General features: G+C 64.0%; 14 protein-coding genes, 2 other RNA genes and 4 pseudogenes. 10 read left to right on the top strand and 10 right to left on the bottom strand.

Annotated elements, in window-relative coordinates; genetic code table 11:
* Positions 1–134 precede the first annotated feature (134 nt).
* The gene (locus tag PD885_RS03015) at positions 135–941 is read left to right on the top strand and encodes a TatD family hydrolase (protein WP_088056641.1); all 807 of its coding nucleotides are present in this window, start codon (positions 135–137) and stop codon (positions 939–941) included.
* 8 nt (positions 942–949) lie between these two features.
* Here the strand turns inward: PD885_RS03015 and PD885_RS22610 are convergent.
* Positions 950–1,144 (bottom strand): annotated as a pseudogene (locus PD885_RS22610) (hypothetical protein); the annotation flags it as partial.
* 281 nt (positions 1,145–1,425) lie between these two features.
* Between PD885_RS22610 and PD885_RS03005 the strand changes: the two are divergent.
* Positions 1,426–1,899: a YehS family protein gene (locus PD885_RS03005; protein WP_088056640.1), complete on the top strand. Its 474-nt coding sequence runs from the start codon at positions 1,426–1,428 to the stop codon at positions 1,897–1,899.
* A 114-nt stretch (positions 1,900–2,013) separates the two neighbouring features.
* Here PD885_RS03005 and PD885_RS03000 read toward each other — a convergent pair whose 3' ends face one another.
* Positions 2,014–2,319, bottom strand: a complete 306-nt coding sequence (locus tag PD885_RS03000; protein WP_002802667.1) for a hypothetical protein — start codon at positions 2,317–2,319, stop codon at positions 2,014–2,016.
* Between the two features lie 257 nt (positions 2,320–2,576).
* Here PD885_RS03000 and hrpB point away from each other — a divergent pair, with 257 nt between their 5' ends.
* A complete protein-coding gene (gene hrpB, locus PD885_RS02995) occupies positions 2,577–5,078 on the top strand; it encodes an ATP-dependent helicase HrpB (protein ID WP_002802665.1) in 2,502 nt (833 codons plus the stop codon).
* 88 nt (positions 5,079–5,166) lie between these two features.
* Here hrpB and PD885_RS02990 read toward each other — a convergent pair.
* Positions 5,167–5,247: non-coding RNA, sX9 sRNA (locus PD885_RS02990), on the bottom strand.
* Between the two features lie 163 nt (positions 5,248–5,410).
* On the opposite strand from PD885_RS02990, the gene PD885_RS02985 reads away from it, so the two are divergent.
* Positions 5,411–5,842 carry a hypothetical protein gene (locus PD885_RS02985; protein ID WP_002802663.1) on the top strand — a complete coding sequence of 144 codons (432 nt, stop codon included), beginning with the start codon at positions 5,411–5,413 and terminating at the stop codon, positions 5,840–5,842.
* Positions 5,843–5,910: 68 nt separating this feature from the next.
* A pseudogene (locus PD885_RS20375) lies at positions 5,911–6,080 on the top strand (IS5/IS1182 family transposase); the annotation flags it as partial.
* 178 nt (positions 6,081–6,258) lie between these two features.
* Here the strand turns inward: PD885_RS20375 and PD885_RS22890 are convergent.
* On the bottom strand, positions 6,259–6,390 hold the full coding sequence (locus PD885_RS22890; protein ID WP_302179651.1) for a hypothetical protein: 132 nt from the start codon (positions 6,388–6,390) through the stop codon (positions 6,259–6,261).
* Positions 6,391–6,647: 257 nt separating this feature from the next.
* Between PD885_RS22890 and PD885_RS02975 the strand changes: the two are divergent.
* Both PD885_RS02975 and PD885_RS22605 read left to right on the top strand, forming a co-directional pair.
* Positions 6,648–7,082: pseudogene (locus PD885_RS02975) on the top strand (transposase); the annotation flags it as partial.
* Positions 7,070–7,255 (top strand): annotated as a pseudogene (locus PD885_RS22605) (IS5/IS1182 family transposase); the annotation flags it as partial. The pseudogenes PD885_RS02975 and PD885_RS22605, both read left to right, overlap by 13 nt.
* Positions 7,256–7,590: 335 nt before the next feature.
* Here the strand turns inward: PD885_RS22605 and PD885_RS02970 are convergent.
* Entirely contained in the window at positions 7,591–8,163 is a 573-nt protein-coding gene (locus tag PD885_RS02970) for a pseudouridine synthase (protein WP_002802660.1), read from the bottom strand.
* Between the two features lie 239 nt (positions 8,164–8,402).
* Positions 8,403–9,257 (bottom strand): class I SAM-dependent methyltransferase, encoded by an 855-nt coding sequence (locus tag PD885_RS02965; protein WP_002802658.1) that lies wholly within the window; start codon positions 9,255–9,257, stop codon positions 8,403–8,405.
* A 233-nt stretch (positions 9,258–9,490) separates the two neighbouring features.
* Here PD885_RS02965 and PD885_RS02960 point away from each other — a divergent pair, with 233 nt between their 5' ends.
* The 3 genes from PD885_RS02960 to dkgB all read left to right on the top strand — a co-directional run bounded on the left by PD885_RS02960 (position 9,491) and on the right by dkgB (position 12,493).
* Positions 9,491–10,474, top strand: a complete 984-nt coding sequence (locus PD885_RS02960; protein ID WP_002802656.1) for an aldo/keto reductase — start codon at positions 9,491–9,493, stop codon at positions 10,472–10,474.
* A 111-nt stretch (positions 10,475–10,585) separates the two neighbouring features.
* Complete coding sequence (locus PD885_RS02955) at positions 10,586–11,614, top strand: NADP-dependent oxidoreductase (RefSeq protein WP_002802654.1); 1,029 nt, start codon at positions 10,586–10,588, stop codon at positions 11,612–11,614.
* A 75-nt stretch (positions 11,615–11,689) separates the two neighbouring features.
* Complete coding sequence (gene dkgB / locus PD885_RS02950) at positions 11,690–12,493, top strand: 2,5-didehydrogluconate reductase DkgB (RefSeq protein WP_002802653.1); 804 nt, start codon at positions 11,690–11,692, stop codon at positions 12,491–12,493.
* 299 nt (positions 12,494–12,792) lie between these two features.
* Here dkgB and PD885_RS02945 read toward each other — a convergent pair whose 3' ends face one another.
* From PD885_RS02945 to zapE, 4 genes are all read right to left on the bottom strand, one after another.
* Positions 12,793–13,209, bottom strand: a complete 417-nt coding sequence (locus PD885_RS02945; protein WP_002802651.1) for a hypothetical protein — start codon at positions 13,207–13,209, stop codon at positions 12,793–12,795.
* Between the two features lie 681 nt (positions 13,210–13,890).
* Positions 13,891–14,319 (bottom strand): organic hydroperoxide resistance protein, encoded by a 429-nt coding sequence (locus PD885_RS02935; RefSeq protein WP_002802649.1) that lies wholly within the window; start codon positions 14,317–14,319, stop codon positions 13,891–13,893.
* 65 nt (positions 14,320–14,384) lie between these two features.
* Positions 14,385–14,460, bottom strand: a non-coding RNA gene (locus PD885_RS02930) — sX9 sRNA.
* A 29-nt stretch (positions 14,461–14,489) separates the two neighbouring features.
* A complete protein-coding gene (gene zapE / locus PD885_RS02925) occupies positions 14,490–15,584 on the bottom strand; it encodes a cell division protein ZapE (protein WP_002802646.1) in 1,095 nt (364 codons plus the stop codon).
* Between the last annotated feature and the right edge of the window lie 45 nt (positions 15,585–15,629).

Here is a 15,629-nt window from a genome sequence, read left to right as displayed (position 1 = left end):
GAGACGGCCAGTATTCGCCTGCTACCACCCCCTGTCCAATTATCTGATGCTGGCAGTTGCCATATGCGAATGTCTGAGCGCGCATACCCCCCGCTCGTTACACTTACCCAGCTTTCCCACACGACACCCGCAACGTGCAGTTGATCGATATCGGCGCCAACCTCACCCACGACTCTTTCGACCGCGACCGCGATGCGGTGCTGCAACGCGCACGCGATGCGGGCATTGCGCAACTGGTGATCACCGGCGCTAGCCGCGAGCATTCGCCATCGGCACTAAAACTGGCCCAGCAACACCCCGGATTTCTCTACGCTACCGCTGGCGTGCACCCGCACCACGCGGTGGAATTCACCGCCGAATGCGAGACCGAAATGCGCACGCTGCACGCGCACCCGCAGGTGGTGGCGGTGGGCGAATGCGGGCTGGATTACTTCCGCGATTTCGCACCGCGCCCGGCGCAGCACAGGGCCTTCGAACGCCAGCTGCAGCTGGCTGCCGACAATGGCAAACCATTGTTCCTGCATCAACGCGAGGCGCATGACGATTTTCTGTCGATCATGCGCAGCTTCGAGGGCCGCCTCGGTCCGGCGGTGGTGCACTGCTTCACCGGCACCCGTGAAGAACTGTTCGACTATCTGGACCGCGATTACTACATCGGCATCACCGGCTGGCTGTGCGACGAGCGCCGCGGTGCGCATTTGCGCGAGCTGGTACGCAATATCCCGGCCAATCGCTTGATGATCGAAACCGACGCGCCTTACCTGCTGCCGCGTACGCTCAAGCCGATGCCCAAGGACCGCCGCAACGAGCCGATGTTTCTATCGCATATCGTGGACGAACTCGCACGCGATCGCGGCGAAGACGTTGCGCTGACTGCGGCCAACAGCACCACCGCGGCGCGTGCGTTCTTCCGTCTGCCGGCCCCTGCGGCCGCTGCATGAGTGGGGCGGCGCAGGCGCAGCACTGGCTGTGGCGCATCCACGCTGACCCGCAAACCATCGGCCCGCGGCAGCTGGCGCTGCTGTGGGAACCAGTGCCGTTCCTGAACGACCGCCAGGCCATCGTCGACGGCTACGTCGACAGCTACCTGGCCTACGACCAACCCGAGTTCGTCGGCCAATGGCCGCACCGACTCAGCCGGTGGCATGAGCACGCTATCCACGCATGTGCTGTACCGCCACTGGCCGCCCCGCCGCTGGCGACACGCTGCGCTTTGAAAGCGTTACCAATCAGGACCGGAGCTGGCCGCGCTCGACCTGCCCCTCTTGCGCGCCCTCCGCATTCACCTGACGGCTGCCCGCTGCGTCTTGTCGGCCACCTGACCGGCGTCAGGTGCGCACCGGTTCGGTTCGCCACATGCCGCGTTCTGCTTTGGCCCCGTAGAATGCGGCCTTTCCGGCGACAGGCCGGGACACCGAAATTGTCATGATCCACAACGATGTACTGCGCAGTATCCGCTACATGCTCGACCTCAGCGACGACAAGGTGGTGGAGATCACCCACCTGGCCGACCCGGAGTTCGCGCTCGACAAGCCGCAGGTACAGACCTGGTTGAAGAAGGAAAACGAGCCCGGTTTCGAGCCGTGCACCGATGCAATGCTGGCGCGCTTTCTCGACGGCCTGGTGCTGCGCTTCCGCGGCCGCGACGAAAGCCAGCCTGTCCGCCCGCTGGAAACCCGCGTCGGCAACAACCTGGTGCTGAAGAAACTGCGCGTGGCCTTCGAACTGAAAGACGTGGACATGCACGCCATCTTCGCCAGCGCCGGCTTCCCGCTGTCCAAGCCGGAACTGTCCGCGCTGTTCCGCCAACCCGGCCACAAGAACTTCCGCCCCTGCGGCGACCAACTGCTGCGCGCCTTCCTCAAAGGCCTGACCGCACGGATGCGCGAAGCGGGTTGACACACCTCAGCGCATGACTTTTGGCCGGTGCGGATGAACGATGCGCCATCCGCATCGACCTGGTCGTCGGACCACGCTGACCCGGCAACCCTCAGCAAGCGCTGCAGATTGCGATCAGCTGAAGCGTTTGCAGCGGATCTGTTCGCGATCTTCGTCAGTCAGATCATTGATGTGTACGTAATAGACACCTTGGCCGCGCGGGGCGCTGAGCAGCTGCGATTCGATCTCCGCCTCGGCGGTGTCGGGTGCCGAGATCAAGCCCACAATCGTTCCATGCGGGGCCACCCGCCAAAGCGCCACACGTTGAAAGACGCGCGCTTCCCGCGCATTGGTGGACGGTTCCTGCGCATTGGTGGGTTGAGGATACGTGGCGTACCAACCGTCTGCAGGAAGGTAGCGATAGGAGCCGTAGTCGTTCATAGCGTCTTTGGTGGGTTTGGTGGCGACGCACGATGGCAGTGCGCGCTGACAAGTGCGATGTGGAGGTTTCTTTTTTGGCGCTGCGATTACGCAAGTCGGAAAACCGCTTCGCTGAGGCGTGGACTGTTTCGCGCTGCTTGCCGTCCATCACGCCGCACCCAGCCGCTGGCCGCAGTCCGCGGTGACTGGCAGCGGATGCGGCAGCACCGCAAGTCGTCCATCGCACCCACCGCAGCAGATCCGTATCCTTGCTGCGCATGACAGACGTTGTCTTCCCCATCTCCGCGCTGCTGCCGCAGATCCGCCAGACCCTGGCCAACCACTCGCGGCTGGTGCTGGAAGCCCCGCCCGGCGCCGGCAAGACCACCCAGGTGCCGTTGGCACTGTTGGATGCCTCATGGCTGGCCGGCCGCAAAATTGTGATGCTGGAGCCGCGCCGCGTGGCAGCCCGCAGCGCGGCCGTGTTCATGGCACGCCAGCTCGGCGAGCCGGTCGGCGAGACCGTGGGCTACCGCATTCGCTTCGAGAACAAGACCTCTGCACGTACGCGGATAGAAGTGGTCACCGAAGGCATCCTGACCCGGCTGATCCAGGACGACCCGATGCTGGAGAGTGTTGGCGCGCTGCTGTTCGACGAATTCCACGAACGCCATCTGGCCGGCGACCTCGGTTTGGCGCTGGCGCTGGATGTCCAGGCGCAGGTGCGCGAGGACCTGCGCATCGTGGCGATGTCGGCCACGCTCGATGGCGAGCGGCTGGCCGGCTTCCTCGACGCACCGCGCTTGAGCAGTGCCGGGCGCAGTTTTCCGGTGGAAGTCGCGCACTTTCCTGCACGCCGCGACGAAACGCTGGAACCGCAGGCGCGCCGCGCGATCGAACACGCCTTGTCCACGCATCCGGGCGATATTCTGGTGTTTCTGCCCGGCCAACGCGAGATCGCGCGCGTGCACAGCGCGCTGCACGAGGTGCTGGACTCGGAGGTGCAGGTGCTGCCGCTGCATGGCGAGCTGTCGGTCGAGGCGCAAAGCCAGGTGCTGCAGCCCGACCCGCAGGGGCGCCGCCGCGTGGTGCTGGCGACCAACGTCGCCGAGTCGTCAGTCACCCTGCCCGGCGTGCGCGTAGTCATCGACAGCGGGCTGGCGCGCGAGCCGCATTACGACCCTAATAGCGGTTTTTCGCGGCTGGACGTCACCACCATTGCGCAAGCCTCGGCCGACCAGCGCGCCGGCCGCGCCGGACGGATGGCCAGCGGCTGGGCCTACCGGCTATGGCCGCAATCGCAGCGGCTGGAACCGCAGCGACGTGCCGAAATCACCCAGGTGGAATTGGCCGGCCTGGCGCTGGAACTGGCTGCCTGGGGCAGCACCGCGCTGCGTTTTGTCGATACGCCACCGAGCGGCGCGTTGGCCGCCGCACACGAATTACTGCAGCGGCTGGGCGCGCTCACCGACAACGGCGGCATCACCGCGCTGGGCCGGCGCATGCTCGCGCTGGGCACCCATCCGCGCCTGGCCGCGATGCTGGCGCAGGCCGGCGATGCAGCACGCGTGGCGCTGGCCTGCGACCTGGCCGCCTTGCTGGAAGCACGCGACCCGCTACGTCACGGTGGCGACGGACTGGCCGCGCGCTGGCGTGCGCTGGCAGCGTTTCGGCAAGGCCGCAATGCACACGATGCCAACCGCGGCGCCCTGGCCATCATCGACAGTGCCGCCAAACAATGGCGACGCCGGCTGCGTTGCGACACCGCCCCGCCGGTCAGCGTGGAGGCGCACGCGCTCGGCGACCTGCTCTCGCATGCCTTCCCCGACCGTATCGCCGCACGCCATCCCAGCGACCCACTGCGCTACCTGCTCGCCAACGGCCGCAGCGCGCGGCTGTTCGACCACAGCGATCTGCGCGGCGAACCCTGGCTTGTCGCCAGCGAGCTACGTTACGAGGCCAAGGACGCACTGCTGCTACGCGCCGCACCGGTGGACAAGGACTATCTGCGCCGCAGCGTGCCCGAGCGCTTCGTGCAACAGGACATCGTGCAGTGGGACGCGGACAAGCGCGCCCTGGTCACGCGCCGGCAATCCAGCTTCGACCGCATCGTGCTCGACAACCGCCCGGCCGGCCGCGTCGATCCGGCGCAGGCCGCCGACGCGCTGACCGAAGCGGTGCGTCAGTTCGGTCTGGATGCCTTGCCATGGACAGATAGCCTGCGCCAATGGCGCGCACGTGTGCAGTCGCTACGCGTGTGGATGCCCGAACTTGCGTTGCCGGACCTTTCCGACACAGCGCTGTTGGCAACGCTCGATAGCTGGCTGCGCCCGGCCTTCGTCGGCAAGACCCGACTCGATGCACTGGACGAAGCCAGCCTGGGCAAAGCGCTCAAGGCCGCATTGCCGTGGGACCGCCGCCAGCTGATCGACCGCCACGCACCCACCCGCATCAGCGTGCCCTCGGGCATGGAACGGCCGGTCAGCTACGCCGTCGACCACGCCGCGCAGCCGCTGCCGCCGGTGCTGGCAGTCAAATTGCAGGAACTGTTCGGCCTGGCCGAAACCCCTCGCATCGCCGACGGCCGCATCCCCCTGACCCTGCACCTGCTCTCGCCCGGCGGCCGTGCGCTGCAGGTGACCCAGGATCTGAAAAGCTTCTGGGCGAACACCTATCCGGACGTCAGGAAAGAGATAAAGGGGAGATACCCCAGACATCCATGGCCAGATGATCCATGGACGGCGGCAGCGACGCATAGAGCCAAGCCGCGCGGGACGTAATCGCCCTTCTTCCTTTAGTCAGACCACACCTTCGCCGCGTGTCCCACGAGTACCAATCCCAGCGGCGCTCAGCGGCACAACTTGGTGTGGGTAACAAAACGTAGCGAGCAGTCGTCAGGTGGTGCGGACGCGGACGGCGCGGAGCAACCGCAGGGTGCGCGTGGTACATGCCGATTCCGAGCACCGGCCGCGCCCGCCTGCCTGGCGGTGAGCGCAGTCGTTTTGTTCGCCGCTCTTAACCGCAAGCCAAACAGACCCGAACCCCGCTAACGCCGCCTATACGCGCCACCGCACAGACTGCGAAACACGTACTCAGAGAGGAAACGACTATAATGAGCAAGCTGACTGTCATCACCGAACGCGCCCTGGAGCGTGCCCTGGAACTGGCTGGCAATGCCGGCGGCCACCTGCGTCACGCCGCATCCAATGCCGGCGATCAGGCACGTAACGCTGGCAGTAGCCTGCGTCATTTCCGCCCGGGCGCCAGCCAATGGTTGAAGTCCGGCGCTGCACTGGGTGCCGTGCGCTCCGGCGGCAAGGCCGCCAGCAAGTTGGTCAAGCGCAACCCGGCCGTCACCGTCGCCGCAGCTGTCGCAAGCCTGGGCCTGATCGGCTACGCCGTGTATCGCAAGCGCCAGCGTGATCAACAGGTGCTCGGCGGTAACGTGCACCGCCTTGGCCGCGAAAACCCCGGCAGTGCCAACGCACGTCGTGCGGCCTACCAGCGTCGCGGCGCAGTGACCCCAAGCGACGGCATCGAATAAACCCTGCCTCCAAGCAATTCCTCAACGCCACGGCCCTGTGCCGTGGCGTTGTCGTTTGTGGGGTGCAGAAGGCGCCGCTGGCACAGGATGCCATGGGACCCAACGCGACGGATCAGTGAAAAAAGGCAGCAAGCGCCACCTGCTGGTGAACGGCCGTAGCGTCCGGTTGTCGCTCGTCGTGACCGGGGCCAACGTCCATGACTGCAAGCGGCTTGATGTAGTTTTGTTAGCCACTCTAAGCCGGTGTCGTCCAATAACGACTACAGCGTGCTGCCCGTTCCCAAGACGGTCGCAGCCTCCGGCATCAAACCTTCGTTCCAGGACCAACTCATCCTGGGCTTTCCCAGGACGCTCGGTGACAGCTGCATCTACGGCGCCAGGGCAACCTAGCGATTGCTGCGTAGCGGCGTGGACGATTACTGCGACATCGACGCAGTGTTGGCCAAGTCCGCTGCGCTGGACGACAACGTTACCAAAGCGAGCAATCCGGTCAGCTGCTGGCTGATCAATCCCGGCAAGGCCAACACCTTCACCCTGGTCGAGAACATACAAACGGCCCGCAGAGTAACGATCACACCCGTCAGCTCAACTTGTACGGCTATGACCAGATCACGCCGCAGTGGCTGCTGTCGGCCAATCTGGCCATGATCACCGGTGCGCCATTCAGCCCGCTCGGAACGTCTTCAAGAGTCGCCCCTGAAAAACCCCAACCACCCAACGACCGCAAGGCCTTGATGTCTGCACCGGCGTGCCAGAACTACCAGTGTTCGCTACGCTGAAGGCTGGTTTCTTGCAATTTCCGCCCATGCGTACACGCCGTCCTGCTGCCGAAGAGATGCCTGCCGATGAGTTGTTTCGTTCGCGGCTGGAGAACCAGATCGATCTGCGTCATCCGCTGGCGCGGCTGAGCCAACGGATGCCGTGGGCGGCGTTGGAGCAAGCACTTTCATCGCGCTTGCCGGCCACCCAGGCCGGTGGCGGTCGGCCGGCATTGCCGGTGCGGCTGATTGCCGGTTTGCTCTACCTCAAACACGCCTACGACCTGTCCGATGAAGCGGTGTGCGAGCGTTGGCTGGAGAATCCGTACTGGCAGTTCTTCACTGGCGAGGTCGTGTTCCAGACGCGCTTGCCGTGCGATGCCAGCTCGCTGACGCGCTGGCGGCAGCGCCTGGGTGAGGCCGGGATGGAAGAGCTGCTGGCGCACACCATCAACGCCGCGCATGCGATGCAGGCGGTGGAGCCGGTGATCGGACATCTGAAAGACGACTGCAGGTTGCGTCGCTGCAGGCTGAAAGGTGCCCAAGGCGATGCGCTGCACGTGCTCGGCTGCGCGGCCGGCTACAACCTGCGCTGGCTGCTGCGCTGGATCGCGTTTTTGCGTGCCTGGATGCGGGCGATGGGACGGTCATCCTTGAGTGCCGTGCCGCTGTCACCGACGGCACTTGGCGCTTGAAGGGGATTTTTCAGGGACGACTAATGATTCCCTGCCGACCCTCTATTCGGAACGCGCTCCCGGGCGACCCAATCCGCTGTACGGAGTGGTCAATGTGCAGCAGGCGCCACGGTCGTTGCGAGTGAGTGTGAGCTTTGATTATTGAGATTGCGTGCGGCTGAAAGGACATTGCAAATGAGCGGCGTGGCGTGCTGCTCGCTCCGTTGTTTCTGTCAATTGCTTTGGAACGCACGCACCGCGGCTTTTGGTCGCGGTGCGTTGCTGTGTGGCGAGGCGTTCGTCGAATGCGCAACGACTAGCGTCGCGTCCGGCGCGGGCGCGCGCTATGCGTTTGTTCCGTCCGCCATTGACCAGGCGCAAGCGCGTCCAGTCTCCAATCGCCGATGGCCACGCGCACCAGCCGCAAGGTCGGCAAGCCGACCGATGCGGTCATGCGGCGTACCTGACGATTGCGGCCTTCGGCGATCTGCAATTCCAGCCAGGCATGGGGCACGGTCTTGCGCACGCGCACCGGCGGATCGCGCGGCCATAGGTCAGGTGCCGGGTCGAGCCTGCGCACCTTGGCCGGACGGGTCGGGCCATCATTGAGCGCCACGCCATCGCGCAATGCCTGCAGTTGCGCCGGATCCGGCTCGCCTTCCACCTGTACCCAATAGGTCTTGGGCTGCTTGTAGCGTGGGTCGGTCAAGCGATGCGCCAATGCACCGTCATCGGTCAGTAGCAGCAAACCTTCGCTGTCGTGATCCAGACGGCCCGCCGCATACACATCGGCCGGCAGACCAAATTCGGCCAGCGTGCGTTTGGGCGGTTGCGTGCGGTCGCTGAATTGCGACAGCACGCCGTAGGGTTTGTTCAACAACACCAACATCCGAATCCTGTTGCGCAAGCTTGCTGCCCCAACACGATGCTCGCGCTTGGCGTCGTGCGAGTGGTCGAAGTGGGTGAACAGTGAACAGTGAACAGTGCAGAAGAATGCGCGTGCAAAACCGGCGCAGCCACTGCGTCCACGTCACCTTTGCACCGCGCGACACCACCATCGACCACGACAGCGCACCGCCGATACCTGCATGCCGGACAAGTTCTACGCGCCGGCATGCAGTCCTGTCATCACTGCTTGACGAACTTCAAGGTCATGCGGTCGCTCTCGCCGATCGCCTTGTACTTGGCATCGTCGGCGGCTTGGTGGTTGTTGCTCGGCGGCAACGTCCACACGCCGCCAGGGTAATCCTTGGTATCGCGCGGGTTGGCGTTGACCTCGCTCTTGCCGGCTAGAGTGAAACCGGCAGCTTCGGCCATCGCGATCAACTGTGCCTGCCCCACATAGCCGCTCTTGTCGTCGGCCGGCACATCGGTCTTGGCGCGATGCTCGACCACACCGAGCACGCCACCGGGCTTGAGCACTTTGTAGAAGCCGGCGAACATCGCCTCGGCATTGCTGGCCATGCGCCAGTTGTGCACGTTGCGGAACGTCAGCACCAGATCGGCCGAATTGTCCACACCGAACGATGGCGCCTTGGGCACGTACGATACGAACGAGGGCTTGCCGTAGAGCTGCGGCTTGGCCTGGAACTTCTTTTCCAGCTCGTCACGCGCACGTTGCGCACCGTCGCGGCTGCGGCCTTCCGGCGCCGACGCCGGGTCGACCACTGCCGCCACGTACTTGCCCTTCTCGCGCAGATACGGCGCAAGGATTTCCGAATACCAGCCACCGCCTGGGGTGATCTCGATAACGGTCTGGGTCGGCTTGATGCCGAAGAACGCCAGCGTCTGGCCGGGGTGGCGATAAACATCGCGCTGCACGTATACCCGATCGCGCCAGTTGCCATTGATGGCCGCCTGCAGCGCGGCATCGGGCGCCGGCAAGGTGGCGCTATCGGCCGGCTTCATCGCCATCGCCAACGGCGCACTCATCGCCACCACCACACTCATCACACACGCACAGGCCAGCTTGTTGCGGATCATCGCAGCGCCCTCTTCCGGGAAAAAGTAGCGCGAGCCTAGCATGCGATCCGGAGCCCGCCATGTGCCCGAAGCGTTGCTGCATAGGCCGCATTGCACTGCGCCTGGTGATCGACATGTTCAAGTCCTGTGAGCCGATGCGCATGATCGGCGGAACGCTGAACCTACATCGGTGTCACACGCAACATCGGTGCGCATGACTATCCTGTGGCCAGTTCGAATCAGGAGCATCCGTGATGATTCAGTCCCGCGCGCTAGGCCGCTCCGGCCTGCAGATTCAACCGATCGTGTTCGGTGGCAATGTGTTTGGCTGGAGCGCCGATGAAGCAACCTCGTTCGCGTTGCTTGATGGCTTCGTCGATGCCGGCTTCAATCTGATCGATACCGCCGATGTGTATTCCGGTTGGGTGCCCGGCAATCGCGGCGGCGAATCGGAAACCATCATCGGGCGCTGGCTTGCAAGTAGCGGCAAACGTGACAAGGTGCTGATCGCCACCAAGGTGGCCAAGTGGAGCGAGCATCCGGGCCTGTCGCCGGAGAATATCGCCGCAGCAGTGGAAGATTCGCTCACCCGTCTGCAGAGCGATGTGATCGATCTGTATCAGGCGCACGAGGACGACGAATCGGTTCCGCTGGAAGCCACGCTGGCTGCATTCGGTCGATTGATCGAGCAAGGCAAAGTGCGTGCGATTGGCGCCTCCAACTACACCGCCGCGCGTCTGCGCGATGCGCTGGATATTTCCGAGCACTACAAGCTGCCGCGCTACGAGAGCTTGCAGCCCGAATACAACCTCTACGATCGCGCCGGGTACGAAGCTGAGCTGGAGCCGCTGGTGCGCGAACGCGAGTTGGGCGTGCTCAGTTATTACTCGCTGGCCAGCGGCTTTCTCACTGGCAAATACCGCAGTGCCGACGATGCCGGCAAGAGCAGCGCGCGCGGTGCGTCGGTGGTCAAGCAATACGTCAATCCGCGTGGGTTGCGCATTCTCCAGGCCCTGGATGATCTGGCCGCGACGCACAACGCCACGCCGGCGCAGGTTGCTCTGGCCTGGCTGATCGCACGCCCGGGCCTGACCGCGCCGATCGTCAGTGCCACCAGCGTGCCCCAACTGCATGACGTTCTGGCCGCCGCACGCGTGTCGCTGGGCGCCGATCAGATTGCGCAGCTGGATGGCGCAAGCGCGACGGAGCCGCCTGAGGCGACTGGACGCAGCACGTAGGAAGGTCGCGCCACACCTGCCGAGCTTCTTCCGGCACTTCCCTCGCGCAGTCGCCCTCGCGGCTGTGCTCTCTCGACCGCACACGCGCGGCCTATTTGCGAGGAGTTCCACATGACATCAATCCCCAACCGGCGCATCGTGCTGGCCTCGCGCCCGCACGGCGAACCCGGCGCAGACAACTTCCGCAGCGAAGACGTCGCCGTACCACCCACCGGCCACGACCAGATCCTGGTGCGCAATCGCTTCCTGTCGCTGGATCCGTACATGCGTGGACGCATGAACGAAGGCCCGTCCTACGCCGCACCGGTCCAGATCGATGCGGTGATGGAAGGCGGCACCGTCGGCGAGGTGCTCCAATCGCATCACCCCGACTATCACCCCGGCGATCTATTGGTGCTGCCAGGCGGCTGGCAAACGCATAGCCTGCTGACACCGACAACGCCGTTGCGCAAGCTGCCCAAGGACGACACCTTGCCGCTGAGCACTGCGCTGGGTGTGTACGGCATGCCCGGCTTTACCGCGTACGCGGGCCTGCACGAAATCGGCAAACCGCAGGCAGGCGAAACGTTGGTGGTTGCGGCCGCCACCGGGCCGGTCGGCGCCACCGTGGCGCAGCTTGCGCGCCTGCAAGGTTTGCGCGTGGTCGCCATTGCCGGTGGCGAAGAAAAGGTGCATTACCTGCGCGATACGTTGCGCGTGGAGGTGGCACTGGACCATCGCGCCGACGACTTCGCCGAACAGTTGCGCGTCGCCACACCGGACGGCATCGACATCTATTTTGAAAATGTCGGTGGCAAGGTGTTCGACGCGGTATTTCCACAGTTGAATGCGTTTGCGCGCGTACCGGTCTGCGGCATGGTTGCCACCTACAACAGTCGCGGCCAGCAGCTGCCGGGGCCGGATCACTTGCCAGATTTCATGGGACAGGTCTTGCGTAAACGCCTGACCGTGCGCGGCTTCATCCAGCACGACTTCATCCGCCTGATGCCGGCCTTCCTGCGCGAAATGGGCCAATGGCTGCGCGAAGACCGCATCCAGTATCGCGAGCATGTCCTACACGGCCTGGACAGCGCCCCGCAAGGTTTGATCAGCCTGCTACGCGGCGAAAACTTCGGCAAAGCCGTTGTCGCACTCGACTGAATCAACTCGCAGCGCAACGCACAACTTGCACGTTTACCAATCCCCATTCCCCAGACACGTTACCAAAGGAACAACATGACTGTCCCCGCATTTGGCTTAGGCACCTTTCGTCTCAAAGACCAGGTCGTCATCGACTCGGTACGCAACGCACTGGAGCTGGGCTATCGTGCGGTCGATACCGCGCAGATCTACGACAACGAAGAACAGGTCGGCCAGGCGATCGCGACCTCCGGCGTGCCACGCGATCAGCTGTATCTGACCACCAAGATCTGGGTCGAAAAGTTCGACCGCGATGCCTTGCTGCCGAGCCTGCAGGAGAGCCTGCGCAAGCTGGGCACCGACCATGTCGATCTGACCCTGATCCACTGGCCGTCGCCAAAAGATCAGGTGCCGATGCGCGAGTATCTGGCAGCGCTGGCGCAGGCCAGGCAGCAGGGCCTGACCCGTGCGATCGGCGTATCCAATTTCACCATCGCGCTGACCAGGCAGGCCATCGAGATCCTAGGCGCCGACGCCATCGCCACCAACCAGATCGAAGTGCATCCGTATCTGCAGAATCGTGCGTTGATCGCCTTCCTGCACGAGCAAGGCATCCATGTCACCTCGTACATGACGCTTGCGGTTGGCGAAGTGCTCCAAGACCCAGTCATCCAGGCAATCGCCGCGCGTCACGCTGCCACGCCGGCACAGGTCACGCTGGCCTGGGCATTGCAGCAGGGCTATTCGGTGATTCCGTCCTCGACCAAGCGCGAGAACCTTGAAAGCAACCTCAAGGCGCTGACGCTGCAGCTAAGCGAACAGGACATGAGCGAAATCGCCGCACTCGACCGCGGGCGACGCCTGGCCAACCCGCAGACCATCGCACCCGACTGGGACTGAGCACTCAGTTGACGTACGCATCGGCGCCACCCGGTGCGCGCACAACCAGCGCGTAACGACCGCCCGTCATCGCGTGCTTGTTGCCTGTGCCGGCACTGCTACGGTGCCGGCACAGGGGGTTAGTCTCGACAACGCAGTTCTACCCATGCAAACCGCATCTGCCTTGACCCGCCGCGTGGTCAATCTCGACGCAGAGATCGCCTATTGGCGCGATGTCCATGCCGAAGGCCATCTGGGCGGCTGGGATTTTGCCGACTACGCCCACGTGACGACTGCGCACTACGTTTTGTTAGCCATTCTTAGTTCAACTGATCGATCGCCATCACCTGACGGTCGATGCGGTGCTTCTCGGCTAGTGCCTGCATGCCTTGCAGCGTAGCGGCGATCAGGCTGGCATAGCGCAGCCGCCACAAGTTGGCGCGGTCGTTGTCGTCATGGGTGCTGCCCAGGCCATCAAGCACCTGCGGCAGGCGACGGTCGGCCAGTGCCGATGCGGCCAAATAGGGCTTTTTCGGTGCGATGACATCCACCGGTGCGCGCCAGTCGTTGGCGACATGGCGGGCGATGCCGGCCAGGTGCGAGAGCTGGTGCATGCCGATCAGCGTCTCATGCAGCATCTCGCGGCACGCCCACTGCCACAGCGCCACCTTTTCCGATGGGTCCTGGGCGATCTCGGAGAGCGCCAGATCAACCTTTTCGATGCGTGAGTCGAGCATTGCGGAGCTCCGATGCTGCTGTGCAACATAATTCGCACCATACGCGGTGAGAATCAAGTGAGCCAGCGGTGCGGAGGATATCAGTGTGTCGATGCACGACCCGGTTCACGCTTTGTAGCGACTGCTTGTCGGGTTGCACGTTCGGCACCCCGACTTTCTGCCCGTGGCGGCTTGTAGGGCCCTGCGCGATGCCGCGCACACGCTCCAGAGCAACGCTTCGTCTCGCCAACGCAAGGGATGCACGTAGTGGTGCATCGAACGCTCGCCGAATCGGTGGAAGGTGCTTGCGCCGCGGCATGCTGGCCTCCTTCGCGAGGCGTTCGGGCGAATCGGCACGCGCGCAGGTATCCGGCAAGGCGAGCCGCTCCACACGCTCGGGCGCGATACGCAGGATTTCCTGAGCGAGTTAGCCGCCGAAGGAAAACCCGGCCAACGCTTCGCGCTGCGCAGCCACAACGCGGCATCGTTCAGCAACCCAGTTAGCGGCAACAGCGTAGAACGCGGCGCACTCATGCGCGGAAGATTCCAGACAACGCCGATGAACTGTGCACCGCCACCAAGCCAGTGTGCCGCGCATCGATGTGGAAGAAGCGGCACCTGCTTGAACGCATGCGGCCCGACGCATGCGCCGGGCCGCTGCTGACACCGCCATGCGCACTACGCATGGCGCACTGGCATCGATCAGGCCAGGGTGAGAGTAACGTCGATATTGCCGCGCGTTGCATTGGAATACGGGCAGACCTGGTGGGCCTTGTCGACCAGCGCCTGAAGTTCGGCCTGATCCATGCCCGGCACGGCGATGCGCAGTTCCACAGCGATGCCGAAACCGCCCGGAATCTGGCCGATACCGACGCTGCCATCGATACTGATTTCGCCCGGCAGCTTCAGCTTGTCCTGCGCCGCTACGGCTTTCATCGCGCCAATGAAGCAGGCCGAATAGCCGGCAGCGAACAGCTGCTCCGGGTTGGTACCGTCGCCGCCAGCGCCGCCCAGCTCGCGCGGGGTGGACAGCTTGACGTCCAGCGCCTTGTCCGAGGACACGGCACGGCCTTCGCGGCCGCCGGTTGCAGTGGCGTGGGCGGTGTAGAGGACTTTTTCGGGTGAGGCCACGGTGGTTCTCCAGGGTAAGCGCGGTCAGCGCGTAGTGTAGTTGAATTGTCGACGATGTTAAGAGTGGCCAACAAAGCGTAGCGAGCAGTCGCCAGATGGGAGCGGACGGCGCGGAATAACCGCAGTGTACGAGTGGTACATGCCAATTGGGCCGGGGCGCGCGTGCACGTTCACGGTCGATGCGCAGCGGCGAGATATTCCACACTCTGCATTTCGATCAAACGCGACGCGGTGCGCTCGAAAGCGCCAGCCAGGCGCTGGCCGCTGTACAAGGTGGGCGAGGTATCCTGCGCGGTGCAGACAAGGTTGACGTGTCGGTCGTACAGCTCGTCGATCAAATTGACGAAGCGGCGCGCGGCATCCTCGTTCATGCGATCAAAGTGCGCAATGCCGCCCAGCAACACGGTGGTGAATTCGCGCGCGATCTCGATGTAATCGCCTGGGCCGCGAGGGCCTTCGCAGAGCGCGGCAAAATCGAACCAGACGATGCTTTTGCCGCGTGCGCGTACCGCAATTTTGCGCGACTCGATTTCGATATTGCCGCCGCGTGCCTCGGAATTTCCGCTCAGTTCGCTCCAACGCTGCGCAAGCCATGCATCGGAATGCGCATCCAATGGCGTGCGATACACCGGCGAGCGCGTCAATGCACGCATGCGATAATCTTCGGTGCCTTCCGCGTAAAGTTCCACGCAGAACTTCTGCAGCAAACCGATCGCCGGCATGAAGCTTTCGCGCTGCAAGCCATTGGCGTAAAGATTTTCCGGCGCGGTGTTGGAAGTAGTCACCAAGGTCACGCCTTCGGCGAACAGGCGTTCGAGCAAGCGAGCCAGCAACATCGCATCACCAATATCGGTGACGAAAAATTCGTCCAGCACCAGCACGCGCAGATTTTCGCGCCATTGGTGCGCGATCCTGGCCAGCGGGTCGCTTTGCCCGGCATGCTGGCGCAACTGCTCGTGCACGCCGCGCATGAAACGATGGAAGTGCGTGCGGTATTTCTGCTTGATTGGCAAACCGTCGTAGAACAGGTCGACCAGAAAGGTCTTGCCGCGCCCTACTCCACCCCAGAAGTACAGGCCGCGCACCGGCTCGGGGTTTTTCCAGAATGCGGACAGCCGATCCAGCCAGCCGTCCTGCGCGCAGTCCACCAGCGCCTCGTGAATACGGCCCAGTTCCGCCAAGGCCGCCTGCTGTGCAGGGTCGGCGCGCCAGTCGCCGCGTTCTACGCCGGCGGCGTAGCGCTGCGACGGGGTCATCTCACGCATCATCTTTCTCCGCGGGCCGGCTGCTGCCTTGCCCGCTCAACGGCG

This window comes from Xanthomonas fragariae (assembly GCF_900183975.1).
GTDB lineage: Bacteria > Pseudomonadota > Gammaproteobacteria > Xanthomonadales > Xanthomonadaceae > Xanthomonas > Xanthomonas fragariae.
Note: the sequence above shows the minus strand (reverse complement) of the source record. Positions and strands in the feature narration are given on the sequence as shown.